Below are 25,530 nucleotides of genomic sequence, written 5' to 3'. Positions count from 1 at the left end.
CAGCCGCCTTAAGCATCAAAATCTAGGGTGATGGTCGGAGTCTTTGGGCGAGACTGGCAGGTGAGGATGTAGCCCTTTTCAATCTCATCCTTTTCCAGCGCGAAGTTCTCTGCCATGTCGACTTCGCCTTCAACCAGCTTGGCGCGGCAGGTGCCGCACACACCACCGGCGCAGGCGAAAGGAACATCGGGGCGCGCACGCAAGGTGGCGTTGAGCAGGGTTTCATTCGCGGACTCTGGAGATTCCACCTTGCCGGATAAGCCATCGAGGTTGAAGGCGATTTCCACATTCTTGCCGTCCGGGTCAGCTACCACGTGGCGGCCGGTCTGCTGCTGGCTGCCGGTGGGTTTGCCGGTGGTAAACAGCTCATAGCGGATGGTCTGCTCATCGACCTTGCGGCCGTTGAGTTCATCGCGCACCAACTGGACTAGCTCAAAGGGGCCGCATAGGAACCATTCGTCGATGGCTTCGGTGCGAACCACGTTGTCGAGCAACAGCTGAAGCTTCTCAGAGTCAATGCGTCCGGAAAACAGTGGGTTGACGCGCTGTTCGCGGGAGAGCACGTGGTGCACGGCGAAACGGGTTGGGTACTTGTCTTTAAGATCGCCGATTTCTTCAGCGAACATGACTTCACTGCCGCCCTTGTTGGCAAAAATCAGCTCGAAGGTGGAGTCTTCACTTTCCGAAAGCACGGTCTGCGCAATCGCCATGATGGGTGTGATGCCAGAACCCGCGGCGATAGCCACTAGGTGTGGGTTATCAATCTTGGAAATTTCCTCGCGGATGACCTCTGGGTTGTTCAAGCCCGTCAGGTGGGTCTTGGATACGAACGCACCCTGCGGGTTCATCACGTCAATCTGCGTGCCCGCTTCCAAGGTGTCATTAGCCCAAGTGGAGAAGATACCGCCGCGGTCGCGCTTAATAGCAACGCGCAAACGCCCAGGACGTGGGACATCACAGATGGAATAGGAACGACGGTGCTCCTGGCCATCAATCATCGCGCGCAGCGCAACGTATTGGCCGGGAATGTAGTCATAGTCATCCTGAAGTTCTTCGGGGATATCGAAGGAGACTTCCACCGCATTATCGGTAAGCGGACGAACCTTGGAGACCGTCAACGTGTTGAACGTGGCCTTCTTTTTCTTGTTCTTCTGTGAATTCTCTTTCACAGGGTTCAGCGAAGCAGTCATTAGTGCACCTTGAAGTAATCGAAAGGTTCAAAGCAGTCGCGGCAGCTGTACAGCGCCTTGCAGGAAGTCGAACCAAATTGGGCGAGTTTAGAAGTATTTTTAGACCCACAGTGCGGGCACGGAATCGGTGCCGGCGCAGCAAGTGTTAAAGGAATAGGGCCACTTTTCGCAGCCTTGCCGGTAGGAGGTGCAATGCCATATCCGCGCAAGTTCTCCCGGCCCTCTTCGGTCATCCAGTCCGTGGTCCACGCGGGTTGCAGCACTAGGTCAACGGTGACTTGGTCAAAGCCGGCGGCCTTTAAGGCATCGGTGACATCGGCGGTGATGTGGTCCATCGCGGGGCATCCTGAGTAAGTTGGCGTGATGGTGACGATAGCTTCGTCACTGACCAGCTTTGCATCGCGCAGGATGCCTAAGTCAGCAATGGAGATAACTGGGATTTCTGGATCCGGAACCCGCGCTGCAATATCCCACACCGCAGCATCCGCTTCATTGGCGGGACGCAGTGGGTGATCAGAGGGATTTACAGTGGGCTTTTCAAAAGGGTGGGGGGATGTTGCGGCAGACATGGCAGTTACCTCCTTTTACCAGGTTGCGCCAGGATGCTGGCGTGCCAGCGATTGCATCTCGGCCAGAATGTAGCCGCGGTGCTCAGAAAAGCGACCAGTGCGCTGATTTGAACGAGCAGGAGAAACCTTCGGCACTTCTACGTTGGACTTCTCCAACACGTGGGTGATGCGCTCTAAGGTCTCTTCGCGCAGGCTGGATGGCAGAACTGCGATGTCTTGTGCGGCCAACTCTTTGTGTAGTTCCAGGTCCTCGAAAAGTTCTTCCAGGTAAGGCCACATGTAGTAGATGCCAGCGGAGATGCGGCGGTGTGATTCCTCAGTACCAAGACCTAGGCGCAGCATCCACTGGTTGGAGTGGTCAACGTGGTATTCCACTTCCTTGATAGCCTTCGCGGCAATCGCAGCAATGGTCTCATCAGCAGAGTATTGCAGCTTGCTGTACAGCGCGTACTGGTAGTGGGAGAAAAGCAGTTGCCGAGCGATGGTCTGTCCGAAGTCGCCATTTTCCTGCTCCACCAGACGTGCTGAGCGGAACTCTTCTTCCGTACGGAAATACGCCAGGTCATCTTCGGTCTTATCCCACGCGCTGGCCGCGTAGGTGTAGAAAAAGCGCGTGTGACCGATCAAATCGAGTGCGATATTGCCGAGTGCGATATCTTCTTCCATCTCTGGGGCGCGTGAGATCCACCAGCCGAGGCGCTGGGCGAGGATCAGGGCGTCATCGCCAAGCATGGCAGCATACTGCGCGACCTGGTTCTCGGCCTTGATGCCGGAGGTGCGAATATCTTCAGCAGAGATTGCATCACCCAAAGATTGGGTGGTGGCAGAATCTGCAGCAGCGAATCCACTCATAGGTGCGGCACTCCTTCACTCTTGTTGTAGTAAGTAGCGTGGCGGTAAGCCTTGCCCTTTGCGGATTCGAAGAAGCCGCCCTTGGAATCTGGGTCGGTGGAAGAAATCGCTTCGGATGGTACAACCCATACGGAGCTGCCCTCATTGCGGCGGGTGTACAAATCGCGGCCATTGCGCAGGGCCATCGTGGCATCAGGCGCGTGCAAAGAACCAGCGTGAACGTGTGACAGACCGCGGGAGGAACGAACAAAGACCTCCCACATTGGCCATTGGTTTTCAGTCATGGGGTGACTCCTTAAATATCAGGGGATTAGGCCGAGAGTGCGGATTCGGCGCCGTGGTACTTCTTGGCAAATTCTGCAGCAGCCTCACGAACCCAGGCGCCGTCTTCATGTGCCTGGCGGCGACGCTGCATACGCTGCACGCTGCATGGGCCTTCGCCCTTGATGACTTGCTTAAACTCATCCCAGTCCAGCTCGCCAAAGTCGTAGTGGCCGCGTTCTTCATTCCACTTCAGGTCTGGGTCTTCAAAGTGCAAGCCCAAAGCCTCTGCCTGCGGAACAATCATGTCGACGAAGCGCTGACGCAGATCGTCGTTGGAGAAGCGCTTGATATTCCATTCCATGGACTGCTGGGAGTTCGGGGAATCTGTATCTGGTGGGCCGAACATCTGCAGTGCCGGGCCGTAGAAACGGTTTATGGCTTCTTGTGCCATCTGCTTCTGTGCCTCGGTGCCGTGCGCCAATTCGTAGAGGATCTCCCAGCCTTGACGCTGGTGGAAGGACTCTTCCTTACAGATGCGTACCATCGCGCGGCCATAAGGAGCATAAGAAGCGCGGCACAGTGGAACCTGGTTAACAATGGCAGCACCATCAACCAGCCAGCCGATGGCGCCGATATCAGCCCAGGTGCGCGCCGGGTAGTTGAAGATGGAGGAGTACTTCGCAGTGCCATCGAGAAGCTGCTGCACCATCTCATCACGTGAGGTGCCCAGGGTTTCTGCCGCGGAATACAGGTAGAGGCCGTGGCCGGCTTCGTCTTGAACCTTCGCCATCAAAATGGACTTGCGCTTAAGCGATGGTGCGCGGGTAATCCAGTTGGCTTCCGGCTGCATACCGATGATCTCGGAGTGAGCGTGCTGGGAGACCTGGCGCACCAGGGTCTTGCGATATGCCGCGGGCATCCAGTCGGTTGGTTCGATCCGGGAGTCAGCAGCGATCAGTTCTTCAAAAAGCTTCTGGCCGGCGGCGTCATCTTCGCCGACGGAAGTTAGGGAGCGTTCTGCGGTTGTCATGGTGGGCAACCCTCCTTGAGTCATGGGGGATGTGGAGCTACAGAAATTCAAATACTTACTGAATGGTTGGTCAGTATATGGCCACATGTGACCCACGTCAATATTTGAGAAGAAATTGTTATTGGATGCCGAAGCTTCTTCGGGTCCTACTGGGACTCTCGGCTTCGGGCTTGCCAGGAAGTTGGCGGAAGGTGCCGCGGAATTCAGCGATGGTCTTGCCGTCTTTGGTTAGTTGCACGTCCACGATTCCGTTGCGGCCCCAGTGCTGCTTGATTTCAGCAGTGCCGTGGATTTCATCGCCGCTAAATGCCGGCGCCATGTAATGAATGGAGTTGTGTACGGCCACGGCTACTTCGCCAGGGGAGTTGCACGCGCCGGCAAACAGGGAATCAGCGAAGGTGTACAAGAAACCGCCTTGCGCGGTGAGGTGTCCGTTGCACATTTCTGGAGTGATGGTGAAGTGGCCATCGCAACGGCCTATGGACACGTGCGTGATGGTGATGCCCAGGTTCGCGGTGGCCAAGTCATCGGCGAACATGTTGCGAACGTGTGCGAATTGTTCTTCCTCGGCGACGCCGGGGGCCAAAATCTTATGCATGAGTTGCTCCTTGCAGGAAAACTCTGCACGGGCGCATGCGGGAAACGGGCGATTCAAGAGTGTGGTGATGGCGAGTTTACATACATTTTGTGCGCGGTGTGGCGGAATTAATGACTGGCCGTTCAGTAACTAAAACGCGCTGTACAGCACATATGCTTGCCGCAAGATTTACGGCGCTATTAATTTGTTGTTTTCTTTGCTTGAATGGTGCGTGTGAACCCTCCTGTACAAGTCCAATCCTCCACCCACCGCGGCCGCCCAGGCTATTCCCGCGATGATGTCATCGATGCTGCGGTGCGTGAGTTTAACCAGCGCGGCTATGAAGCCACCAGCATGGGCCATGTTGCCAGCGTGCTGGGCATTTCCAAGTCGGCGCTGTATCACCACATTTCTTCCAAGGAGGAGATTTTGGACTCGGCGGTCACCCGCGCGCAGGACTCACTGGATGCGGTGGTTGATGAAGCTATTGCTAGTGATGCCTCCGCTGGGGAGAGGATTCGCTCGCTGATTCACGGCGCCATCGCGGTGCTGTGCAATGACCAAGAGGCGGTGACCTTGCTGCTGCGCCTGCGTGGAAACTCCGAGCTGGAAAAGCGTGCCTTGCAGCGTCGACGCGAATTTACCCGCCGCGTTATTCCGCTCATTGATGCCGCTCAAGCCTCCGGTGAGGTGCGCTCTGATTTGGACACTGGCGTGCTTACGCGCCTGATGTTCGGCACCGTCAACTCCGTTATCGAATGGTATGAGCCAGGCGGACGCTTGTCCCCTGATGAAATTGCACGTCACGCCGTTGTGCTGCTTTTTGGGGGCGCAGCACGCGACTAGTGCGCGACTAGTGTGTGGGGGTCAGTGCAAGAGCCATGCCACTTGCACCGCACCGGCTTGGGATGCGGCTCCGCGCTGCTTAGCGGGCGGGTTATGTATTGGCGGGGCTATAGATCGGGGGATAAGTGTTGGGGACGTTTGCCCAGTGAGCGGCAAGGTTTTGTAAACAAAACTGCGATGTAGCTAAAAAAGATTATTTATTGTGTTGCAGATAACACGGGGACTTAGTACGCTACATCACATGATTTACCTGACCGATTGGTAAGTCAGTAATTGAATTACTTGAATTTCAACCACACACAAGGCGCTGCGCGCGCGGATATCTGGTCAGAGTCTGCGACATCTTCTAAGACCGCGTTGTGGTGAAAATTTCAGATGACATCCAGCTCTCTGCACAGCCAGTGGGAAAGCCTGGTTCAAGGGTGTGGACCCCCAGACATTCCCGGTAAGAAAGGCAATACCTTGACCGCCACTTTTGATATCTTCTCCGACAATCACGGCCCCCAGATGGGCATTGAGTACGCATCCCGCGATGAAATCGTCGCTCTGCAAACCCAGCGCGCCAAAAACGAACTGCGCCACGCGTACTACAACGTCCCGCACTACCGCCGTGCGTTCGATGAGATCGGCGTGCACCCGGATGACTTCAAAGAACTCGCCGATATGGCCAAGTTCCCATTTACTGACAAATCAACCCTGCGCGCCGAGTACCCATTCGGTATGTTTGCCGTGCGTCAGAACCAGATTGCGCGCATCCACGCATCATCGGGCACCACCGGCCGCCCCACCGTTGTGGGCTACACCCACAACGACATCAAAATCTGGTCTGAGCTGGTAGCCCGCTCTTTCCGCGCGGGTGGTCTGCGCCCATCGGATAAGGTTCAGGTCACCTTCGGCTACGGACTGTTCACTGGTGGTCTTGGCGCGCACTACGGTGTAGAAGCCCTAGGTGCAACCGCTATTCCTACTTCTGGCGGTCAAACTGAGCGTCAGATCCAGCTTATGCATGACTTCAAACCAGACGCAATCTTGGGCACCCCGTCTTACATGCTGACCCTGCTGGACCGCATGAAGAAGGAAGGAATGGATCCGCGTGAGACCTCCTTGCGTGTGGGAGTCTTCGGCGCCGAGCCATGGACCCAAGGCATGCGTCAGGAGCTGGAAGAGGGCTTCGGTATCGATGCCACCGACATCTACGGCTTGTCTGAGGTCATGGGCCCAGGTGTCGCACAAGAATGTATCGAAACCAAAGACGGTCTGACTGTGTGGGAGGACCACTTCTACCCAGAAATCGTGGACCCAGAGACCCTGGAACCACTCCCAGACGGTGAGTACGGCGAACTGGTGATCAGCACCCTGACCAAGGAAGCGCTGCCAATCATTCGCTACCGCACCCATGACCTCACCCGCATTCTGCCAGGCAGCGCGCGTTCCATGCGCCGCTTGGACCGCATTTCCGCGCGAAATGACGACATGATCATCCTGCGCGGTGTGAACTGCTTCCCTTCCCAGTTCGAGGAAATCATCACCGAGGACCACCGACTGCGCCCGCGCTACCAGTGCGTGCTTTCCAAGAAGGGCCGCATGGATCACCTCACCCTCCTAGTTGAGCGTGACCCTGAGACCACCGAGCACGACGTCGAATTGGTGCGTGACTGGTTGGGCAAGCAGATCAAGCAACGTATCGGCATCACCGTCGAGGTTGCTATCCAAGACCAGGTTGATTCCGGTGACGGCAAGGCCAAGCGCCTTGTTGACAACCGCAACAAATAGCTAGAACCCCCTTCGCTTTAACATCCCACTGTTCCCCAACGAGGTCCAATGAAGGCTTCGTTGCCGACTCCACGGAGGTTTGTAGGACATGACTGCTTCTACAACACAACGCTCACCACAGCCGCAGCCGATGACATCAGAGCACAAGCGTGTTCTGGCCGGCTCGATGGTTGGTACCACTATTGAGTGGTTCGACTTCTTCATCTACGCCCAGGCGGCAGGCCTGATCTTCGCTGCGCAGTTCTTCGACCCAGTCAGCAATGACAACCCCTCACTCGCGCAGATCATCTCGTGGGCCTCGTTGGGTATTTCCTTCCTCTTCCGCCCGCTCGGCGCAATCCTTGCTGGTCACCTCGGTGACCGCATGGGCCGCAAGCCGGTGCTGGTTATCACCCTGCTGGGCATGGGTATCGCAACCATGCTTATGGGCTTGTTGCCTACCTACCACGCCATCGGCATCGCAGCGCCAATCCTGCTGGTTCTCCTGCGTATCCTGCAGGGTATGTCCGCCGGCGGCGAGTGGGGTGGCGCAGCACTTCTGACCGTTGAGCACGCACCTTTGGGACGCCGTGGTTTCTTCGGCTCCTTCCCACAAATCGGTGTGCCTACCGGCATGGCGCTGGCAACCATCTTCATGCTGATTCTTTCCAGCGTGCTCACCACTGAACAGTTCCTCGCCTGGGGCTGGCGTATTCCGTTCCTGTCTTCGGTCATCCTGATTGTCATTGGCTACTTCATCCGCCGCGCGGTGGAAGAGTCCCCAGCTTTCGAGGAAATGCAGGAGCTGAAGAAGGATTCTTCCGCGCCGTTGACTGTGCTGTTTAAGAACCACTGGCGCACCGTTCTCAAGTGCGCGATGATCTTCGCGGCAAACAACGCTATCGGCTACTTCCTGATTGCGTACTTCATCTCCTACGGCACCAAATACATCGGCTATGAGCGCACCCCAGTGCTCGCGGTATCCCTCATCGGTGCTGGCGCGTGGCTGGTATCCACCATGTACTTCGGCAAGCTCTCCGACAAGTTCGGCCGCAAGCGCACCTTCATCATTGGCTACATCGCGCTTGCTGTGTGGTGTGTACCGATGTGGCTGCTCATCGACACTGGCAACATCGTCATGTTCGCGATTGCTGTTGTCGTCCTAGGCTTCTTGCTCGGCCCAACCTACGGCCCAATGTGTGCACTGTTCGCCGAGATGTTCCCAGTCAAGGTTCGCCTCTCCGGTGTGTCCATTGGCTACGCAATCGGATCCATCATCGGCGGCGCATTCGCACCGATGCTCGCAGAAATCCTTTACTCCACCTACGGAACCTCCATGGCGATTGCGGCATACTCCATTGCCATCACCCTGGTCTCCCTGGCTGGTGCGTTGATGATTCCAAACGGAATCCAAGACAAGAGTTTGCACGCTCACGCATAAGTTTTTCGGTGCCTGCCTGCAATTTCCGCAGCTGCCTTCTTAGCAAAGGGGCCAACCCCGGCTAAGGTTGCGGAGGCAGGCCCGGTCCAATTTCCATAGCCAACCAAGTGGAGCCCTTCCACTAGTGGTTGGCTATTTTTATTAAGCAGGTGCCGGAAAGGTTTCAGCGCGGGTCGAAACCCAGTTGCCCACACTAAATGCTGGGCATCTATCTCATCTAAGCTTTCAAACATTGGCCGGGCCCGCAAGCGTCCTTCATCGCGTGCTTTGAGAACCGGTGGAACCATGACGATATCGCCCTCGAATTGCCGCTGTGGTGCGCTTGTTCCAAGGATCTGGGCGCGGGAACGTTGGAAAAGCACCCGGCCATCAACGTCATCGGGAAGCCAGCGCGGCTCGCGGCGGGTATACCATTGCGTTTCAACCCCGGCGTTGAGTAAATCCGCCGCAATTTGCGCACCGGAATCATGCCCACCAACGACCGCGACTTTCGTTCCCTGGAATTGGCTCGGGCCAGGATACGTCCGTGCATGCCACTGAGTACCGGCAAATGAGCCCGGATAATAAGGGACAAAAGGAGCATTCCATGTCCCTGTGGCCGCGACTACCGCGGGACTTTTCCACATCCGAGTACCCGCATGCACGGTGAATAACTGTCCGTTATGGGTGACATGGTCCACGTGCACAGGGCGAAGAATGTCAAACCCATAGCGTTCCTCATAGTCCCGGAGATACTCCGCCACGTGTGAAGCCGGCGGGAAACCTGGATAGGACGGCATAAACTTCCCCGGCAAATTCGAAGCATCCGCTGGGCTAAATAGCGTCAAGGATGGCCAAGTATTGGGCCACATCCCACCTGCGCGCTCGTGTGCGTCTAACATCACAAACTCGATGCCGGCTTTGTGTAAATAATAGGCCGTGGCCAGGCCAGATTGGCCTGCGCCCACAATGATTGCGTCCATGATTGTCATCCTACGTACAGTCGATTTGGATGCCGTGGCCAACTCGTTAGAATCCTGCCAGTATCTTTTAAGATCCGACTGTTAGGTTGAGTGGACCATGATCTCAACAACCACACGCCCACCACAGGTGATCACGCCCGCGCGTTCTATTTCCGCCGCACTCGTGATCGCCCTTTCTGTCGTGGTTATCGCCGTTGTCACCCTGGGCAAGCCTTTTGTTGAGATTCCAGGGTTGGTCCACGGTGCAGCGCATGCAGTGCGCAGCATTGACATGCAGCTTTTCGATGGCTTCGATAGCCCCAACTACTGGTACGCCCCCTGGACCAATTCCATTGGCAACATCGCGTTGTTTATGTCGTTTGCTGCAGGAATCTACGCGCGCACCAAGAATTTCTTGGCTGCCGTTGTGGCCAGCTTTGCAGCCTCAGTCGGTATTGAAATTACACAGTATGTCTTCGCGCTCGGCTATTCCGATATTGATGACCTGTTCTTTAACACTGTCGGCGGCGTGCTCGGCGCCGGTGCGATGGCGCTCATCCCGCGCCGCGAGCACCCGGGCCTGATGCGCCTGACCGGCATTTTGCTCACGATGCTGCTGGCCGGCATGGCACTGCTGGGCCTGAAATATCATACTTAGATGAGCTTGCGCTCGCGCGCGGCGGTCACGGCAGCGGTGCGATTATCCACTCCGAGCTTTTGATAGATGTGAATCAGATGCGTCTTCACGGTGGCTTCGGAAATAAACGCCCGCTTCGCCAGTTCTTTATTCGAAGCACCGGTAGCTAGGGCCTGCAAGATTTCAATCTCACGTCCCGTCAACGCCTGTTGCGGTCGGCCGACTCGCTCCGCCAACAGTCCCGCGACCTCCGGCGAGAGCGTGCGCCGGCCTTCAACGGTGGCAACCACAGCATCATGAAGTACCTGCTCGGGAGAGTCCTTGAGCAAATAACCCAATGCACCCGCTTCCACAGCGGCGATGATGTCGGCCTCCGTGTCATAGGTGGTCAAAATCAACACCGGGGGACCACCGGCATCGCGCACGCGCCGGGTTGCTGAGATTCCATCCACACCAGGCATCTGAATATCGCAAACCACCACATCCACAGCTGGTGCGGAGGCATCAAAAAGCTGCTCTACCGCCGCGCCGCTCGCGCCCTCAGCGACGACCTCGATATCAGCGAAGGAATCCAATATCGCTCGCAGACCTGCGCGCACCACCGGGTGGTCATCAATGAGCATGACTTTGATAGCCATCTAGTTCTCCTTTTCGCTCGTCAACGGCAGCCGCGCCGCCAGGGCAGTGCCAGAACCTGGATGCGACTCAATGTCCATGGTGCCACCCACACCTTCAATCCGGCGGCGCAAACCCGCCAGCCCAAAGCTGCCCGTCTGCTGCGACTTAAGCTGAGCATCACTCATACCGACGCCGTTGTCCACCACATCAATGGTCACCGCATCCCCGAAGACACCGAGGGTGACCACGGCCATTTCAGCCTGGGCATGTTTGACCACATTCGATAGTCCCTCCTGCGCGCAGCGCAACACCGCAGCGGCAATGGGCTGCGGAATCCCCGGCAGCGCACTCCCCGGTGTGGACTCCTCGCTAGCACCGGCGAACTCTAGGCGAAACTCTGTGGACTCGCCCAATGCTTCACCACGCGCACGCATGCGGTTTACCGTTGCGCGCAATGCCTGGGGCAGGGAGGCCTGCACATCCGGGGAGGCCAAGTCGCGGACAAAGCGGCGAGCCTCAGCCAGGTTTTCTACCGCGACTTCCTCAATCGTGTCCAGCTGCTTGCCCGGCTCCTCGGAATTCTTGCCGGCGCGCGCGAGCAAAATAATTGAGCTCAAACCCTGCGCGACCGTGTCATGAATCTCGCGCGACAGGCGCTCGCGCTCTTCTAGCCGGCCAGCCTGATGCTCACTTGCAGCCAGCTCCTCTTGGGTTGCGCGCAGTTGCTGCGCCACCCGCCGGTGATGCTGCACTTCTGCGTGCAGCGCGCGGTAGGCAAAGAAGATCGCCACCGCGAAGACCGTGCCAATCAGCGGCCCGACCGCTGCTGCCACGCCCCAGGTTTCAGGGTGCAGCCACAGCGGCACAAACGCAGCCACCAGCCACAAACCCAGCGCCGTAATCAGTGCTGGTACCAACGCCGCGATATGCAACGTTAACAACACCAGCGGAAATTCCAGCCACAAAAAGTCCTGCGAATGCGTCAGCAGCAAAAGCCACAGCACAATAATGCCCGCCAGCCATGCATACTTCGCGGCCGCAGGAATCTCCCTGCCCTGTTTCGCACGGTGCCGCTCATTCACGGTGCCGGCCATGTAAAGACCCGCCATCAACACGGAAAACAGCGGGACGGCGGGGTTAAGCGAGGCATCGATAAGCGAGCGCAACACACCAAAGCCCAATAGGAAAGCAAACATGATGTGCAGGCCCACCCGCAAACCATCCAGAACCCGCAATAGGGGATTCAAATCCTCATAACTCACCCCACTAGGCTATGCGCGTGGAGGTTGAGAGGGAATCAACCAGTCGGTTGATTTAAGAACCAACTAGTACCCCGATTACATCCTGGCCTGCGCAAACCACAATGAACCTTATGTTCTTAAGTATTCGGGATATCGCATTCGCCCGCGGCCGGTTCGCGCTCATGACCGGCGTCGTCGGGATGATCACACTCCTCCTCGTCATGCTTTCTGGCCTCACCGGAGGCCTGGGCAAGCAAAACACCTCCGCGTTGGAAGCGCTCAATCCGGCTGGTGTCATCTTCACTTCTGAAGAGCCGTCTTTCACCGAATCGGCTATTACCAATGAAGACCTTCAACGCAACGAGGACACAACCGCGCTGGGCGTGGGGCAAACCCGCATGGAATCCGCCGATACCGCCGCCGGTGTTGGGCTGTTCGGCCTACCGGAGGGCACCACCATCCCCGGCACGGAAGAAACCATCACCGAAGGCCTGGCCGTCGCCGAATCCACGGCAGAAGACCTGGGGCTTGCCATCGGCGATACCGTGCAGCTTGCCGGCCAAGACCAGCAGGTAACAAGCATCGTGCCCGATCTGTACTATTCACACTCCCCAGTCATCTGGACCAGCACGCAGACCTGGGCTGATGTCACGCATGCGCCTGCCGATGTCCGCGGCACCGTCCTTCTCACCTCCGACGCCGATGCGCCGGATGCGGTGTCCTTGAAAGACTCCTTCAACGGACTTGCCTCCTACTCATCCGAACAAGGCTCGCTGCTGACCATGCAAGCCTTCCTCTACGTCATCTCCGCGCTGGTCACCGTCGCATTCTTGTCCGTATGGACCATCCAGCGCACCCGCGACCTGTCCATCTTGCGCGCCCTCGGCGCATCGGGGCGCTACCTGCTCAAAGACGCGCTCGGCCAAGCCGCTGTGGTGCTGACCATCGGAGCGGGCCTCGGCGGGCTCATCGGCTGGAGCCTCGGTGCGCTGGCTGCCGGCGTGCTGCCCTTTGAACTCAGCGTCGCCACCGTCGTGCTCCCAACCGTCGGCATCTGGGTGCTCGGCATGCTCGGAGCGTTGCTCGCCACCCGCCAAGTATCCAACACTGACCCCATGATTGCTCTCGGAGGAAACGCTTAACCATGACTACTGACAACCTTGCACTCAACATTGCAGACGCCACCGTCACCTATGCCGATGGCGAGTCCACCATCACCGCCCTTGACCGCGCGAACCTGCAGGCCCGCCCCGGTGAGCTGACCGCCATTATCGGCGAATCCGGCTCCGGCAAATCCACCCTGCTCTCCGTCGCAGCGGGACTTGTCAGCCCGGATTCGGGCCACGTCGAAGTCGCCGGCATTGACCTCACCGGCGCTGATGATAAGACCCGTTCCACCGCGCGCCGCGAAAACATTGGCATCATCTTCCAGCAAGCCAACCTGATTGCCTCACTCACCGTCCGTGAGCAGCTGCTGATTATGGATCATGTGCGCGGGGTGCGCATGCGCCCACAGCGCGCTGATGAACTGCTCGACCTTGTTGGTCTATCAGGTATGGGTACTCGCCGCATGGCACAGCTATCCGGTGGTCAGCGCCAGCGCGTCAACATCGCCCGTGCTCTCATGGCCGATCCAGCGCTCTTGCTTGCCGATGAACCCACCTCCGCCCTCGACTCCTCCCTCTCCCGGGAGATCATGTCCTTGATTTCACGGTTGACCAAGGAACTTAACACCGCAACGGTGATGGTCACCCACGACCGTTCCCTGCTGGAATACGTCGATAACGCAGTCGAAGTCCGTGATGGCCAGGTATCTGTGGCCCCTCAGGTGATGGCGGGCGGGGGAAATCGCTAAGCTAATGCTCTAGTATGACGCGTCCACCTTTGGCTAATGTGCGCCCGGTTTTAGAAGAACCGTGGCGCTCATTGTCGTGGGTGAACCCTTTAGAATCCCGCTATGAGCGCATGCGCCAATTCCGCCCGCTGCACTTTTCCATGCTGGTGGTCTCCATCATCACCACCGGCATTTTCATCATGGCGGCCAAGCACTATGAACGCCTGGGCACGTTGAAGAAAGCCCGCGTTGTCAGCGGCTGGGTGCTCGGTGTACTCGGTGCGCTGTGGGGGCTTGTTTCTTTGGATCCGAAACAACGCGATGTGCGCGAGACTTTGCCGCTGCACATGTGCGATGTTTTGCGCCCCATCATGTCTCTGGCGCTGATCACCGGCCATCCTTTCGCGCTGCAGCTATCTACCTACTGGGGCATCGTGTTTAACCCGCAGGCGATGCTATCGCCTGACCTGCCTTACTACTTTGAACCGAAATGGCTGCGGTTTTCTACCTACTGGTTCTTCCACATCGTGGCCCTGGCCATCCCCGTGGCGCTGCTGGCCACCGGCATGAAGCTGACCTGGAAAGGATTCGCCGGCACCGTCGCCATGACCCAGGTGTGGGTCGTGGCCACCACCGCGCTCAACCGGCTGTTTGGCAGCAACTACGGGTTTATCGCCGCGCACCCCAACGGCCATTCGCTGCTGAGCATCCTCGGGCCGTGGCCGCACTATCTGCTGCCCGCAGATATCGGCGTCACGTCCCTTTTCGCGCTGTTGACCGCCGGGTTTAAAGACTCCGCGCGTTAAGTTTCGCGATTGCCCGGCTAATAGCCTGCGCAATCTGGTTCGCGGTGGTGGGCGCATAGCCTTCGGGCTGTTTGGCCGCCAGCGCTGCGGCGTGGGCGTGAATAGCCACCGCCGAAAGCAACATTCGCTGCATAGTGCCTTTAGCGGGGCGCTCCTCCGGATGCTCCGGGAGCTCCGGAAGCGCTACGAGCGCACCGATGATTCCTGCTAATACATCCCCGGAGCCGGCTGTTGCGGCAAAAGAATTGCCCGTATTAACACTCACCGGTAGCGCATCGGGCGAGGTAATCGTGGTGATGCGTCCTTTGAGCAAGATGTGGCACCCCCAGGTATCGGAAAGTTCTTGCTGGTCTCCACCCAGGCGGGCGAACTCGCCGGCGTGCGGGGTGAGCACTGTTCCACGCAGCTTGGTGTGCAGGTGCGGGTTATTGGCCACCAGCGTGATGGCATCGGCGTCTAAAAGCACTGGCAGGCCAGTGTCCAAGATGGCCTCAAGCTCTGCGAGCGCGGCGTCATCAGTGCCGCGGCCCGGGCCCACCACCCACGCATCAACGCGCCGGGCGGAGGCGACATCGCGCGCTGGCACTACCTCCGGGAAAGCAGAGGAGTCGCCGATGGACACCACCATCGACGTTGTCGTGCGCAAAGCCCCGGCCGTACACAAGATGCCCGCGCCGGGAAACTTCGTGCTGCCCGCGGCGATACCGGTGACACCGTGGGTGTACTTGTTGTCTGCAATCCCGGGAATCAGATTCGGAATTGGGCCGGTATCAGCCAACCGGCGCAGACCTTCAGGTAATTCGCTTAGCTCGGTTGGCCATAAGGTGATGTCTTGGCTGGGCTCAAAGCTGGTCCAAGACTCCGGCTCGTGTTGCTCAAATTCCTCGCGCAAGCCGATATCGGCGATGAGGACCTCGCCGCATTCCGGGTATCGGGCGTGCGGGGTGCGCGCGTGGCCGAAGGTAATCGTGGCATTGGCAATGACGCTGTCCTCGGTGCCGCACCCGGTCGGTGAATCAATAGCCAGCACGCGATTGCCACGTGCCATGAGGTTGATAACTTCCTCGGAAGCGGCGCGGGTGGAACCTAATCCGGCAACGGCATCGATGACCAAGTCATATTCGCCATCCACCCTCAGTTGTCCACCGGCAGCCTCGAACGTGCGCAGTGCCGCTTCGTGGGCCTTGTCCGCGGTGAGCACCGCATGCACCGTATGTCCGGCCAGCGCCAAGTGGGTGCCGGCGAATAAACCGTCGCCGCCATTGCCACCGGGCCCAGCCACAATCAGCACGCGGGATGAGTCCGGAATCATCGCCGCAGCGACCTGCGCGCAGGCTGCCGCAGCCTTCTTCATCAACTCATCGGGTTCTTGTTCGCATTGCAACAGCACCTTCTCAGCAGCGCGCGCGGTAGCAAGCGAATACACGGGGCTTAAGCTTGACATGTTTTGCACCAATACAATTTGCGGCCTTCCAAAATGCGTGAAGACACCGGCGTGCCACAGACATAACAGTCAAGCCCTGCTCGGCGATAGACGTATACCTCACCGCCGTGGTCATCCTTGCGCGGGTCGCGGCCCATGGCTTCCGGCGTGTGTTCGTCGGCAACGGTATCAATCTTGCCCACTTCTACGCCGTAGTCCATCAACTGCACCAAATCCGACCAGATGCCAGCGAACTCCTCATCGGAAATCTCCGAACCTGCGCGGCCCGGTTCAATGCGCTGGCGGAACAACACCTCGGTGCGGTAAATACTACCCACACCCGCAAACAGCTTCTGATCCATCAATAATGAACCAATCGCCCGTTTGGAGCGCTGCACCTTCGCCCGCAATGGCGCAGGATCCGTACCTTCACGCAGCGGGTCCCAGCCCACCTTCGCCAACACCGCTTCATATTCAGCCTCTGAAATCAGGCGGCACCACTGCGGGCCCCGGAGATTTGCAGCCAGCTGCCCATTCGAAATATGAAGGCGAATCTGGCCACGGCGCGAATCTGGGTCCTCAAACAAAAACTGCCCAATCAGCCCTAAGTGGATGTAGATGATTGACTCGGGCGTGGGGGCATCGAATAGTAAGAAAAGATGCTTTCCCCAGGCCTCTGCTCGCTCCAACTGATGGCCGTCGAGCTGCGAAGCTTGTTCCGAAAAACGGCCCTGCGGCGACGACACCTCCAACTCCACACCGCGAAAATCTTGATTAAACGCGTGGGCTAAACGGTGAATTACATGTCCTTCAGGCATATTCAATAGTTTATAAGTTTTTCCGGTACATTCATTCATTGACCGCGAGCACGAGAAAGGCACACTATATGACGCATGCACAAGGATTCGACCGAGAGAAATACATCTTGTTGCAATCCGAACACATCAACAACAGGCGTGCAGAAATCGGAGGCCGGCTTTACCTAGAAATGGGAGGCAAGCTTTTCGACGACATGCACGCCTCTCGCGTTTTACCGGGCTTTACCCCAGACAATAAAATCGCGATGTTGCAGCGCATCAAAGACGACGTTGAGATTCTGGTGTGCATCAACGCCAAAGACGTCGCGCGACAAAAAGTCCGCGCGGACCTGGGCATCTTGTACGAAGATGATGTCCTGCGCCTGATTGATATCTTCCGCGAGCGCGGCTTCTTGGTCGATAACGTGGTGATCACGCAGTTCGAAGACAGCAACGAACAAGCCGTCGCGCTGGTCGAACGCCTGACTCGCCTGGGCTTGAAGGTGTCCAAGCACCGCACGATTCCGGGCTACCCAACTAATACAGACCTGATTGTCTCCGAAGAGGGCCTGGGCCGCAACGAGTACGCCGAGGTTAGCCGCGACCTGGTGGTTGTCACCGCGCCGGGCCCTGGCTCCGGCAAGTTGGCCACCGCTTTATCGCAGGTCTACCACGAGCTTAGCGATGGCAAGAAAGCTGGATACGCCAAGTTCGAAACCTTCCCCGTATGGAACCTGCCGCTTGAGCACCCTGTCAACCTGGCCTATGAAGCAGCGACGGTGGATCTCAATGACGCGAATGTTATTGACCACTTCCACCTCAAAGCCCACGGCGATTCTGCGGTGAACTACAACCGCGACGTCGAAGCCTTCCCGCTGCTGTCCGCCCTGCTGGAGAAGATGACCGGGCATGTGCCGTATCAGTCGCCGACGGATATGGGCGTGAACATGGTCGGCTATTGCATCACTGATGATGAAGTCTGCCGCAAGGCCAGCGAGCAGGAAATCATCCGCCGTTTCTTCAAGACTCTTGTTGATGAAGCCCGTGCTGGCCTCGACAACGTCTGGTCTGAGCGTGCCGCCGTGGTCATGGCCAAGGCCGGTATCAAAGAAACCGACCGCCGAGTGGTGGCACCAGCGCGGATGCGCGCCGAAGAAACCGGTGACGCCGCTTCCGCTATTGAGCTTGCCGATGGCACAATCATCCGCGGGCGCACCTCCGAGCTGTTGGGCTGCTCCGCCGCGATGCTGCTTAACGCACTGAAGTACCTCGCCGGTATCGATGATGAAACGCTGCTGCTCTCACCAGAATCCATCGAGCCAATCCAAACGCTCAAGACCAAGCACCTGGGCTCGCGTAACCCACGCCTGCACACCGATGAAGTGCTCATTGCATTGTCTGTCTCCGCCGCTAAGGACGAGAACGCGCGCCGGGCACTTGATGTGATTAAGCAACTGCGCGGCTGCGACGTGCACACCACCACCATCTTGGGCTCCGTCGACGAGGGCATTTTCCGCAACCTCGGCGTGCTCGTGACCTCCGACCCGGTCTTCGCCCGCAAAAAGGCGCTCTACCAGAAAAGGTAGGAGTCTGAACCTGCGATTCCACAAAGCGTGGACGCAGGTTTAGACTAATGCGCGTGAGCATCGGCAAAATTCTTCTCTACTACAGCTTTACCCCTCTCAAAGACCCAGAAGCCATCATGTTGTGGCAACGCGACCTCTGCGAATCCCTGGGCTTGAAGGGGCGAATCCTGATCTCCGAACACGGTATTAACGGCACCGTCGGCGGTGACATGGAGGCGTGCAAGAAATACGTGCGCAAAACCAAGGAATACCCTGGTTTTAGAAAGATGTCCTTCAAATGGTCCGACGGGGATGCGGAAGACTTCCCGCGTCTGTCGGTCAAAATCCGCGACGAAATCGTCGCCTTCGGCGCACCGGGTGAGCTCAAGGTCGATGACAATGGTGTCATCGGTGGCGGCGTGCACCTCAAGCCGGAGGAAGTCAACGAGCTCGTGGAAAAGCATGGCGATGACGTCGTGTTCTTTGATGGGCGTAATGCGATGGAAGCCGAAATCGGCAAGTTTAAAAATGCCGTGGTGCCCGATGTGAAAACTACGCACGACTTCATCAAAGAAATTGAATCCGGCGAGTACGACTGGATGAAAGACCGCCCGATCGTGTCTTACTGCACCGGCGGCATCCGCTGCGAGATTCTATCCGTGCTGATGAAAAACCGTGGCTTCAAAGACGTCTACCAAATCGACGGCGGCATTGTGCGCTACGGCGAGAAATTTGGCAATGACGGCCTGTGGGAAGGCTCCATGTACGTCTTTGACAAGCGCATGCACCACGAATTCGGCGCCGGCGTCAATGACCCGGGATTTATCCAGCTAGGTCACTGCGTGCAGTGCGGAACCGGCACTAATACGTTTGTTAACTGCGTCAATGAAGACACCTGCCGCCAGCAAGTGTTGCTCTGTGATGACTGCGCCGCACACACCAGCACCGCCAACTGCGGGCGCGAGGATTGCCAGCAGGTCGCAGCTGAGCTTGCAGCCGCCGAGCAGGCTTAGGCGCTGAGCACGTTGGAGAGCTCGAGCAGGGTTTGTAGCATCCAGAACATGCAGTGCGGAACCATGACCCAAAACGCGCCCATCCATGGGCGCCAGCGAAGGTAGCTGCGGAGTTTTCGCACGAGGATTATTCCTGCGCCGAGCATGCCCACTATCGGCGTGATCGAGGTGGCGATGATCCAGATAACGCGCTGGGTGGTGGAACAGAACCACACCGCTTCGCCGGCGGTGCACTCCGGGCCGCCAATCAGCCGGAAAATCAGCACCGAGCCGAGCGCGATGGCGAAAGAAATCAGGACAATCGTGATAGTAAACCGAATAGCCTGACGCGTGGATTCCTGGTTGAGCCGAGCGATTTCTGCCGGGTCTGGTTCATCGGCGAGTTCATCGAAAGAGTGCGCTTCGGGACGCGGAACATTGGTGAAATCTGCATCCGTGGACAGATCGTTTTCAGGGTGATCTGGACCAGTGAAATCAAACCGACGTGCGCTCATATCTTTGACCCTACTAGCTCGCTTTGCGCGAAGGCCACACGATGATCGGAACCGAGAGATGCGGCAGCAACTCGGTAGCACGTGAGCCGATAAAAACCCGCTCAATCGGGCCCATCGGGGCCGAACCCAAGCATATGAGATCGCCCTTCTTCCACTTCATGGAATCCACGGCAGCGCGCCAACCTTGACCGGAGCCAATCTCAGAGGTGATCTCAAGCTCGGGGAACTGCGCTACAACCTGCTCACGCGCGACATCAAGCAGACCCAAAGAATGCTCGCGCCACTGCGAGGTCAGCTCGAGGGCAACATCGAGATTGTCATTCATAGGTGCTGTGACCAGGCCGTTGGAAGAAAAGACCACGATGCGCAAGGGAACATTCCACCGGGATGCAAGGGAGGCGGCATCGAAAAGCGCTGGCACATCATCAATGCCTTGTTCTTCTGTCAGCGCAAAATTAAGACGCGTGACACCGTGCTTAGACAGCTTCGCTGCGCGCGGGCTTAGCCCCACCGGCGTGGGTGAGTAGTGCAGCAAGCTATCGGCGGTCGAGCCAGCCAGAAAGCGGCCTTTGGCCGCGCCCTGGTTGGAGCCGAGCAATACCAAATCGGCGTCGAAATCCTCGGCTGCCTGGGTGAGCAGGTGCGGCTTAGATGGGCCATCCATGAGCACGGAATAATTCTTATTCCAGTACTCGCGGGGAATGCCTGCAGCCTGCAGCGTGTTTTTTACCGCCTGCTTGCAGGCCTTGGCCTCTTGTTCAAACCACTCGTTATATTTGCCGCCGAGCTTTTGCAGCGACACTTCATGCCAGGGCTGCACGAACGCGGAGAGCACGCGCACTTCGATGTCCGTGGTGCGCGCTAGCCAAGCCGCATACTGGATCGGCTCAGTCCCTCCGGAGGCAGGCGTCCAGGAAATGAGGATGCGAAAAGCGCGGTTTTCTGATTTTTGTGGCATAAAGAAACAACGTCAGGATAAGAGGAAGTTTTTGTGCACCTTTATCCTAGTAAGGACAACGCTATTTCTGTGAATCCTGGGTCGGGCGGTAAATTTCCGCGAGCTTATTGATTAGGTCGGAAACCTCGCACGCAGTCTGGAGGCCATCAGCATCCAACCAGCGCAAAATCTCTGCGAGTGCCTGGGCGCGTTCCTGGCTAACCTCATCGAGCTCGGCAAGGCCCTTCTTGGTCAGCTGCACCATGACGCCGCGGCGATCCTTTTCATCGCGGGTGCGTTCAATAAAGCCACGCTGCTCCAGCTGGTACAGCGCATTGGATGCGGTGGGCATGCGAATAAGCTCAGCGGCAGCAACCTGGCTAACACGGGCTGCGCCGCGCGCCTTGAGCTGATTCATAATGGACACTTGCGAGGTGGTCAACGAGCCACCCTCGGTGGTGCGCTGGAAAATAACAACTAATTTATTAAGCGCTGGCTGAATCTGTGCAGCGACGTCGAGTGCGTCTTCCAGCGTGGACGGGGAGTTATTAGGTTCGGTCATAAAACTAGAATAACGGTAGCTTTTGCAATTTGGTAGTTAATGAAGCGAAAAGTTTGGTTTTGAACCATAAAATATTTTAAGCAAAATCTAACCCACGCATTTCGGGCATTCGCCTCGTGGGAACATGCCCGAAATACGTGGGTTTAGGGGGTAACCTGCGTGCTCTTAAAGCGTTGGCCTTTAAGCGTCGTCACCGACGATGAAAGCTTCGAGGGCAGCGCGTGCTTCATCATCGGGCATCTGCTGCGGTGGGGACTTCATCAAGTAGGCAGACGCCGGCAGGATTGGGCCGCCGATGCCGCGGTCGAGAGCAATCTTGGCCGCGCGCACAGCATCAATGATGATGCCCGCGGAGTTCGGGGAGTCCCATACCTCTAGCTTGTACTCCAGGTTCAGTGGAACCTCGCCGAAGGCGGAGCCTTCCAAGCGGACATAAGCCCACTTGCGGTCATCGAGCCACTCAACATAATCAGACGGGCCGATGTGCACGTTGCGGTCGGCCTTCTTGCCCGCGAGCGGGGAGTCCTGCAGGTTAGAGGTAACAGCCTGGGTCTTGGAAATCTTCTTGGATTCCAGACGGTTTCGATCAAGCATGTTCTTGAAGTCCATGTTGCCGCCGACGTTGAGCTGCATGGTGCGCTCCAAGCGCACGCCACGGTCTTCAAAAAGCTTCGCCATCACGCGGTGAGTAATGGTGGCACCAACCTGGGACTTAATGTCATCACCGACAATAGGAATGCCCGCATCCGTGAACTTCTTCGCCCACTCGGGGTCGGAGGCAATAAAGACAGGCAGGGCGTTGACGAAAGCACAGCCGGCATCGATAGCTGCCTGCGCGTAGTATTTATCGGCTTCTTCCGAACCCACTGGCAAGTAGGAGACAACAACGTCAGCACCGGAGTCCTTGAGTGTCTGAACGACATCGACAGGCTCAGTGTCAGATTCTTCAATAGACTCCAAGTAGTGACTGCCCAAACCATCCAAGGTCACGCCGCGCTGCACCGTGACACCAATGTGGTCGAGCTCAGTGATGGTGATTGTGCAGTTGCGGGAAGCGCGGGTGGCATCAGAAAGATCCTGGCCTACCTTGGCCGCATCCACGTCGAAGGCAGCAACAAACTCAATATCGCCAACATGGTAGTCACCGAACTTGGCGTGCATGAGGCCGGGAATTTTCTCCTCGACTGATGCGTTGCGGTAATACTCCACGCCTTGGATGAGAGAAGTTGCACAGTTGCCAACACCAACGATGGCAACCTTTACTTTAGAGGCCATTAGGCACTGCTCCTTGAAAAAGATTTTTGGTTAAGCCTTGAACTCCCAACCCTAGGGATCTGGCGCTCTCAAGTGCTACTTTGCCGCGAGGTGGATCGATAAAGAAGACGATATTAAGGTGGTTATGGTGAGTGGTTTAACACCTTCGGTGGCGTATAAACACAAAGTTTCACACGAGTGGGAACGAGCGGCAGCCTTGCGTGAGGTGCGCGCGGGCCGGCTGAGTGAGGCCGATGTGTGCGATGCGGACTTTTTATTGCGCGCGGCCGCAACCCACCACGGGGTTGCATCGGCACGCGAATGCCCTTTGTGTGGTGCGAAGTTGCGCAACACCAAGTGGGTTTATGGCGAGGTTTTGGGCCGTCGCGTAGGTAGTGCACGCAGCGAGAAAGAAATCGCAGAGTTCGTTGCGGAAGGCCTAGAGTTTACTGTCCACACCGTTGAGGTCTGCCTTGCTTGCCGGTGGAACCATCTTTTAACGTCCGAAGTTGCCTACGGAAAGTGTTAACGTGCATGTATCGCAGTAGAGTTAGACCCGAAGATTAAGACATAGAAGTAAGGCGCGTTTAGGTGAGCGATAAAAATCAAGCGACCCCGTCCACAGGCGGTAGGCGGAGGCGAAAGAAAGCCACACGCCGCTGGCCGTGGATTGTGCTGATCGTAGTGGCCGTGTGCATCGCCATTCCGGGCGGAATGTTCGCGTATGCGTACTCTCAGTATGAGGTGCCGGAGCCGGAAGAGCTGGCTAATAACCAGATTTCTTCGATCTATGCTTCCGATAATTCCACGCAGATTGCGCGCATTGTGCCGCCGGAAGGCAACCGCACCCAGGTCAGCTTGGAGGCGATTCCGGACCACGTTGAAAACGCAGTGCTTGCTGCCGAGGACCGTGAGTTCTGGACCAACTCGGGCTTTTCTTTCACCGGCTTTGCCCGCGCTGTCATCGGCCAGCTCACTGGCAATGATTCTGCCGGTGGCGGCTCAACCGTTACCCAGCAGTATGTGAAAAACACGTTGGTGGGCAACGAGGTGTCTTATATCCGTAAGGCTCGCGAGCTGGTCTATTCCATAAAGATGACCAATGAGTGGCCGAAGGAAGACATTCTCAATGCCTACTTAAATACGGTCTACTTCGGGCGTAATGCTTATGGCATTCAGGCGGCGTCGGTGGCCTACTTCGATAAGAATGTCGAAGACCTCACCGTCGAAGAGGGTGCGATGCTCGCCGGCATTATTCAGGCCCCAAGCAACTGGGACCCAGCAGTCAACGCGCAGCAGTCCGAGGAACGCTGGAATTACGTGCTCGACGGCATGGTGGAAATTGAGGCTTTGCCTGCTGAGCAGCGCGCTGGCATGCAGTTCCCACACACTGAGGAACCATCGAGCGTTTCTGCGTACACCCAGGCCACCGGCGCAAATGCACATATTAAGAACCAGGTCATTGCGGAGCTCGAAGAAGTTGGCATCACTGAGGACCAGGTCAACACCCGTGGTCTTCGGATTACCACCACGATTGACCCGACGGTGCAAAATGCCAGCGTTGATGCTGTTGATTCCAACCTTGCCCCACTGCAAGAAGATGCCCGGGCGGCGGCGGTGACCATCGATCCATCGACAGGCGCTGTGCGGGGCTACTTCGGCGGCGATGAAGCCGAGGGCTGGGACTATGCCAATGGCCCAACTGAGACCGGCTCCACCTTTAAGATCATGGCGCTGGCAGCGGCCTTGCAACAGGGTATTCCGCTGAGCCAAAACTACTCTTCCGGCCCATACCAAGTTGGCGATGTCACCGTTGGCAACGTCAACAACAACTCCTGTGGCGTGTGTTCTATTGAAGAGGCATTGAAGAACTCCTACAACACTTCCTTTATGCGCCTGCAGGCCGATTTGGAAAACACCACTCAGGACACCGCGGACATGGCGTACTCCTTGGGTGTTGCCGAATCCCTGCCTGGCGTGGAGCGCACCCTGACCGAAAACGGCGCGCAGCCATATGAGGGCATCGTGCTGGGCCAATACCAGACCCGCCCGCTGGATATGGCTGTGGCGATGGCAACCTTGACCAACCGTGGTGTGTGGCACGACCCTTACTTCGTGCAGCGCGTGGAAACCAACTCTGGTGAGGTTCTCTATGAGCACCCCACCAGCGTAGGTGAGCGCCGCGTGTCTGAGCAGGTTGCGGACAACGTGATTCAGGCGATGAAGCCGATTGCGGCGTGGTCGAATGGTGCACTGGCTGGCGGGCGTGAATCCGCGTCCAAGACCGGTACCCACCAGTTGGGTGACACCGGCTTGAACAAGGACACCTGGATGATTGGTTCCACCCCGCAGCTGGCATCAGCCGTGTGGGTTGGTACCGCGGATAATGCTTCAGCAATCAACAACGCGTGGGGCGGCGTGATGTACGGTGCCGGCGCACCGACGCAGATCTGGAAGCAGATCCTGGACACATCGCTTGCCGATGCCGAGTGGGAGTCCTTCCCGCAAGCCACCCCAGTGCGCTACGGCTCCAACGACCTGTCTAACGCAACCGCGTGGGATCCGACCTGGAACTCCACGCCAAGCACGGGCGGAACGGCATCAACAGACGAAGATTCCGGCTCTGAAGGCGAAGGCGACGACGCAGAAGACGGCGATGGCAACGGCAACGGTGACAGCGAAGGTGGCGGCGAGACCGGCACTGGCGAATCTGACGCTGGCGGCGGCGACGGCGGCGGTGATACCGGCGGTGGCGAAGAACCTGCCGCACCGCAGGTCCCAAGCGTTGATGATGTCATCGGCGACTTGCAGGACATGTTTGGCTAAAGCGCCCTCTTTTCTACTAAGACGAAAATGCCTCCTTTCTCTGAAAGGGGCATTTTTGCGT

Annotated in this window: 26 protein-coding genes; 11 read left to right on the top strand and 15 right to left on the bottom strand. The window is 57.6% G+C overall.

The window, feature by feature from the left end:
* Window positions 1-8 precede the first annotated feature (8 nt).
* The 6 genes from paaE to paaI form a co-directional block, all read right to left on the bottom strand.
* A complete protein-coding gene (gene paaE, locus CCASEI_RS13705) occupies window positions 9-1,190 on the bottom strand; it encodes a 1,2-phenylacetyl-CoA epoxidase subunit PaaE (RefSeq protein WP_025388307.1) in 1,182 nt (393 codons plus the stop codon).
* Window positions 1,190-1,759: a 1,2-phenylacetyl-CoA epoxidase subunit PaaD gene (gene paaD, locus CCASEI_RS13700; RefSeq protein WP_025388306.1), complete on the bottom strand. Its 570-nt coding sequence runs from the start codon at window positions 1,757-1,759 to the stop codon at window positions 1,190-1,192. Before paaD ends, paaE begins: the two co-directional genes overlap by 1 nt.
* A gap of 15 nt (window positions 1,760-1,774) precedes the next feature.
* Entirely contained in the window at window positions 1,775-2,611 is an 837-nt protein-coding gene (paaC, locus tag CCASEI_RS13695; RefSeq protein WP_025388305.1) for a 1,2-phenylacetyl-CoA epoxidase subunit PaaC, read from the bottom strand.
* The gene (gene paaB / locus CCASEI_RS13690) at window positions 2,608-2,895 is read right to left on the bottom strand and encodes a 1,2-phenylacetyl-CoA epoxidase subunit PaaB (protein WP_006822194.1); all 288 of its coding nucleotides are present in this window, start codon (window positions 2,893-2,895) and stop codon (window positions 2,608-2,610) included. Before paaB ends, paaC begins: the two co-directional genes overlap by 4 nt.
* A 26-nt stretch (window positions 2,896-2,921) precedes the next feature.
* A complete protein-coding gene (gene paaA, locus CCASEI_RS13685; RefSeq protein WP_025388304.1) occupies window positions 2,922-3,905 on the bottom strand; it encodes a 1,2-phenylacetyl-CoA epoxidase subunit PaaA in 984 nt (327 codons plus the stop codon).
* A gap of 118 nt (window positions 3,906-4,023) precedes the next feature.
* Window positions 4,024-4,503 carry a hydroxyphenylacetyl-CoA thioesterase PaaI gene (gene paaI / locus CCASEI_RS13680; protein ID WP_025388303.1) on the bottom strand — a complete coding sequence of 160 codons (480 nt, stop codon included), beginning with the start codon at window positions 4,501-4,503 and terminating at the stop codon, window positions 4,024-4,026.
* 204 nt (window positions 4,504-4,707) lie between these two features.
* Here paaI and CCASEI_RS13675 point away from each other — a divergent pair, with 204 nt between their 5' ends.
* From CCASEI_RS13675 to CCASEI_RS13665, 3 genes are all read left to right on the top strand, one after another.
* Window positions 4,708-5,328, top strand: a complete 621-nt coding sequence (locus CCASEI_RS13675) for a TetR/AcrR family transcriptional regulator (protein WP_025388302.1) — start codon at window positions 4,708-4,710, stop codon at window positions 5,326-5,328.
* A 507-nt stretch (window positions 5,329-5,835) separates the two neighbouring features.
* The gene (locus tag CCASEI_RS13670) at window positions 5,836-7,101 is read left to right on the top strand and encodes an AMP-binding protein (RefSeq protein WP_404825307.1); all 1,266 of its coding nucleotides are present in this window, start codon (window positions 5,836-5,838) and stop codon (window positions 7,099-7,101) included.
* A gap of 88 nt (window positions 7,102-7,189) precedes the next feature.
* On the top strand, window positions 7,190-8,521 hold the full coding sequence (locus CCASEI_RS13665) for an MFS transporter (protein ID WP_006822189.1): 1,332 nt from the start codon (window positions 7,190-7,192) through the stop codon (window positions 8,519-8,521).
* Here CCASEI_RS13665 and CCASEI_RS13660 read toward each other — a convergent pair.
* The gene (locus tag CCASEI_RS13660) at window positions 8,512-9,525 is read right to left on the bottom strand and encodes an NAD(P)-binding domain-containing protein (protein WP_225868409.1); all 1,014 of its coding nucleotides are present in this window, start codon (window positions 9,523-9,525) and stop codon (window positions 8,512-8,514) included. The two genes, CCASEI_RS13665 and CCASEI_RS13660, sit on opposite strands and share 10 nt — an antisense overlap.
* A 55-nt stretch (window positions 9,526-9,580) precedes the next feature.
* Between CCASEI_RS13660 and CCASEI_RS13655 the strand changes: the two genes are divergently transcribed.
* Window positions 9,581-10,120, top strand: coding sequence for a VanZ family protein (locus CCASEI_RS13655; RefSeq protein ID WP_006822187.1), 540 nt, complete (start codon window positions 9,581-9,583; stop codon window positions 10,118-10,120).
* On the opposite strand, the gene CCASEI_RS13650 is transcribed toward CCASEI_RS13655, so the two are convergent.
* Both CCASEI_RS13650 and CCASEI_RS13645 read right to left on the bottom strand, forming a co-directional pair.
* Window positions 10,117-10,737 carry a response regulator gene (locus CCASEI_RS13650; protein WP_006822186.1) on the bottom strand — a complete coding sequence of 207 codons (621 nt, stop codon included), beginning with the start codon at window positions 10,735-10,737 and terminating at the stop codon, window positions 10,117-10,119. The two genes, CCASEI_RS13655 and CCASEI_RS13650, sit on opposite strands and share 4 nt — an antisense overlap.
* The gene (locus CCASEI_RS13645) at window positions 10,738-11,913 is read right to left on the bottom strand and encodes a sensor histidine kinase (protein ID WP_155894856.1); all 1,176 of its coding nucleotides are present in this window, start codon (window positions 11,911-11,913) and stop codon (window positions 10,738-10,740) included.
* 176 nt (window positions 11,914-12,089) lie between these two features.
* Between CCASEI_RS13645 and CCASEI_RS13640 the strand changes: the two genes are divergently transcribed.
* The 3 genes from CCASEI_RS13640 to CCASEI_RS13630 are packed head-to-tail and all read left to right on the top strand — an operon-like array spanning window position 12,090 to window position 14,598.
* The gene (locus CCASEI_RS13640; RefSeq protein ID WP_025388299.1) at window positions 12,090-13,100 is read left to right on the top strand and encodes an ABC transporter permease; all 1,011 of its coding nucleotides are present in this window, start codon (window positions 12,090-12,092) and stop codon (window positions 13,098-13,100) included.
* A gap of 2 nt (window positions 13,101-13,102) precedes the next feature.
* Window positions 13,103-13,813: an ABC transporter ATP-binding protein gene (locus CCASEI_RS13635; protein WP_006822183.1), complete on the top strand. Its 711-nt coding sequence runs from the start codon at window positions 13,103-13,105 to the stop codon at window positions 13,811-13,813.
* 14 nt (window positions 13,814-13,827) lie between these two features.
* On the top strand, window positions 13,828-14,598 hold the full coding sequence (locus CCASEI_RS13630) for a YwaF family protein (RefSeq protein ID WP_025388298.1): 771 nt from the start codon (window positions 13,828-13,830) through the stop codon (window positions 14,596-14,598).
* Here the strand turns inward: CCASEI_RS13630 and CCASEI_RS13625 are convergent.
* Window positions 14,579-16,042, bottom strand: a complete 1,464-nt coding sequence (locus tag CCASEI_RS13625; RefSeq protein WP_038574801.1) for a bifunctional ADP-dependent NAD(P)H-hydrate dehydratase/NAD(P)H-hydrate epimerase — start codon at window positions 16,040-16,042, stop codon at window positions 14,579-14,581. The genes CCASEI_RS13630 and CCASEI_RS13625 overlap by 20 nt on opposite strands.
* Complete coding sequence (locus CCASEI_RS13620; RefSeq protein ID WP_025388296.1) at window positions 16,030-16,839, bottom strand: Fpg/Nei family DNA glycosylase; 810 nt, start codon at window positions 16,837-16,839, stop codon at window positions 16,030-16,032. The genes CCASEI_RS13625 and CCASEI_RS13620 overlap by 13 nt, the downstream gene beginning before the upstream one ends.
* A 68-nt stretch (window positions 16,840-16,907) precedes the next feature.
* On the opposite strand from CCASEI_RS13620, the gene CCASEI_RS13615 reads away from it, so the two are divergent.
* Both CCASEI_RS13615 and trhO read left to right on the top strand, forming a co-directional pair.
* A complete protein-coding gene (locus CCASEI_RS13615) occupies window positions 16,908-18,404 on the top strand; it encodes a DUF1846 domain-containing protein (RefSeq protein ID WP_025388295.1) in 1,497 nt (498 codons plus the stop codon).
* A 53-nt stretch (window positions 18,405-18,457) separates the two neighbouring features.
* Window positions 18,458-19,396, top strand: a complete 939-nt coding sequence (gene trhO / locus CCASEI_RS13610) for an oxygen-dependent tRNA uridine(34) hydroxylase TrhO (protein ID WP_025388294.1) — start codon at window positions 18,458-18,460, stop codon at window positions 19,394-19,396.
* Here trhO and CCASEI_RS13605 read toward each other — a convergent pair.
* From CCASEI_RS13605 to CCASEI_RS13590, 4 genes are all read right to left on the bottom strand, one after another.
* Window positions 19,393-19,890: a hypothetical protein gene (locus CCASEI_RS13605; RefSeq protein ID WP_006822177.1), complete on the bottom strand. Its 498-nt coding sequence runs from the start codon at window positions 19,888-19,890 to the stop codon at window positions 19,393-19,395. The genes trhO and CCASEI_RS13605 overlap by 4 nt on opposite strands.
* Window positions 19,891-19,903: 13 nt before the next feature.
* Entirely contained in the window at window positions 19,904-20,848 is a 945-nt protein-coding gene (locus CCASEI_RS13600; protein WP_006822176.1) for a universal stress protein, read from the bottom strand.
* A gap of 61 nt (window positions 20,849-20,909) precedes the next feature.
* A complete protein-coding gene (locus CCASEI_RS13595) occupies window positions 20,910-21,389 on the bottom strand; it encodes a MarR family winged helix-turn-helix transcriptional regulator (RefSeq protein ID WP_006822175.1) in 480 nt (159 codons plus the stop codon).
* 180 nt (window positions 21,390-21,569) lie between these two features.
* Entirely contained in the window at window positions 21,570-22,664 is a 1,095-nt protein-coding gene (locus CCASEI_RS13590; protein ID WP_006822174.1) for an inositol-3-phosphate synthase, read from the bottom strand.
* A gap of 124 nt (window positions 22,665-22,788) precedes the next feature.
* On the opposite strand from CCASEI_RS13590, the gene CCASEI_RS13585 reads away from it, so the two are divergent.
* Window positions 22,789-23,172 carry a DUF5318 family protein gene (locus CCASEI_RS13585; RefSeq protein ID WP_174401649.1) on the top strand — a complete coding sequence of 128 codons (384 nt, stop codon included), beginning with the start codon at window positions 22,789-22,791 and terminating at the stop codon, window positions 23,170-23,172.
* 62 nt (window positions 23,173-23,234) lie between these two features.
* Window positions 23,235-25,469 (top strand): transglycosylase domain-containing protein, encoded by a 2,235-nt coding sequence (locus CCASEI_RS13580; RefSeq protein ID WP_025388292.1) that lies wholly within the window; start codon window positions 23,235-23,237, stop codon window positions 25,467-25,469.
* Window positions 25,470-25,530 lie beyond the last annotated feature (61 nt).

This window comes from Corynebacterium casei LMG S-19264, assembly GCF_000550785.1.
Taxonomy (GTDB): Bacteria; Actinomycetota; Actinomycetes; order Mycobacteriales; family Mycobacteriaceae; genus Corynebacterium; species Corynebacterium casei.
This window is presented reverse-complemented; position numbering and strand designations above follow the sequence as displayed.

Excerpts from the sequence above, each read along its gene's own strand:
- paaE (WP_025388307.1), bottom strand. The coding sequence starts at position 1,190 with ATGACTGCTTCGCTGAACCCTGTGAAAGAGAATTCACAGAAGAACAAG.
- paaD (WP_025388306.1), bottom strand. The coding sequence starts at position 1,759 with ATGTCTGCCGCAACATCCCCCCACCCTTTTGAAAAGCCCACTGTAAAT.
- paaC (WP_025388305.1), bottom strand. The coding sequence starts at position 2,611 with ATGAGTGGATTCGCTGCTGCAGATTCTGCCACCACCCAATCTTTGGGT.
- paaB (WP_006822194.1), bottom strand. The coding sequence starts at position 2,895 with ATGACTGAAAACCAATGGCCAATGTGGGAGGTCTTTGTTCGTTCCTCC.
- paaA (WP_025388304.1), bottom strand. The coding sequence starts at position 3,905 with ATGACAACCGCAGAACGCTCCCTAACTTCCGTCGGCGAAGATGACGCC.
- paaI (WP_025388303.1), bottom strand. The coding sequence starts at position 4,503 with ATGCATAAGATTTTGGCCCCCGGCGTCGCCGAGGAAGAACAATTCGCA.
- CCASEI_RS13675 (WP_025388302.1), top strand. The coding sequence starts at position 4,708 with ATGGTGCGTGTGAACCCTCCTGTACAAGTCCAATCCTCCACCCACCGC.
- CCASEI_RS13670 (WP_404825307.1), top strand. The coding sequence starts at position 5,836 with ATGGGCATTGAGTACGCATCCCGCGATGAAATCGTCGCTCTGCAAACC.
- CCASEI_RS13665 (WP_006822189.1), top strand. The coding sequence starts at position 7,190 with ATGACTGCTTCTACAACACAACGCTCACCACAGCCGCAGCCGATGACA.
- CCASEI_RS13655 (WP_006822187.1), top strand. The coding sequence starts at position 9,581 with ATGATCTCAACAACCACACGCCCACCACAGGTGATCACGCCCGCGCGT.
- CCASEI_RS13650 (WP_006822186.1), bottom strand. The coding sequence starts at position 10,737 with ATGGCTATCAAAGTCATGCTCATTGATGACCACCCGGTGGTGCGCGCA.
- CCASEI_RS13645 (WP_155894856.1), bottom strand. The coding sequence starts at position 11,913 with ATGTTTGCTTTCCTATTGGGCTTTGGTGTGTTGCGCTCGCTTATCGAT.
- CCASEI_RS13640 (WP_025388299.1), top strand. The coding sequence starts at position 12,090 with ATGTTCTTAAGTATTCGGGATATCGCATTCGCCCGCGGCCGGTTCGCG.
- CCASEI_RS13635 (WP_006822183.1), top strand. The coding sequence starts at position 13,103 with ATGACTACTGACAACCTTGCACTCAACATTGCAGACGCCACCGTCACC.
- CCASEI_RS13630 (WP_025388298.1), top strand. The coding sequence starts at position 13,828 with ATGACGCGTCCACCTTTGGCTAATGTGCGCCCGGTTTTAGAAGAACCG.
- CCASEI_RS13625 (WP_038574801.1), bottom strand. The coding sequence starts at position 16,042 with ATGTCAAGCTTAAGCCCCGTGTATTCGCTTGCTACCGCGCGCGCTGCT.
- CCASEI_RS13620 (WP_025388296.1), bottom strand. The coding sequence starts at position 16,839 with ATGCCTGAAGGACATGTAATTCACCGTTTAGCCCACGCGTTTAATCAA.
- CCASEI_RS13615 (WP_025388295.1), top strand. The coding sequence starts at position 16,908 with ATGACGCATGCACAAGGATTCGACCGAGAGAAATACATCTTGTTGCAA.
- CCASEI_RS13605 (WP_006822177.1), bottom strand. The coding sequence starts at position 19,890 with ATGAGCGCACGTCGGTTTGATTTCACTGGTCCAGATCACCCTGAAAAC.
- CCASEI_RS13600 (WP_006822176.1), bottom strand. The coding sequence starts at position 20,848 with ATGCCACAAAAATCAGAAAACCGCGCTTTTCGCATCCTCATTTCCTGG.
- CCASEI_RS13595 (WP_006822175.1), bottom strand. The coding sequence starts at position 21,389 with ATGACCGAACCTAATAACTCCCCGTCCACGCTGGAAGACGCACTCGAC.
- CCASEI_RS13590 (WP_006822174.1), bottom strand. The coding sequence starts at position 22,664 with ATGGCCTCTAAAGTAAAGGTTGCCATCGTTGGTGTTGGCAACTGTGCA.
- CCASEI_RS13585 (WP_174401649.1), top strand. The coding sequence starts at position 22,789 with ATGGTGAGTGGTTTAACACCTTCGGTGGCGTATAAACACAAAGTTTCA.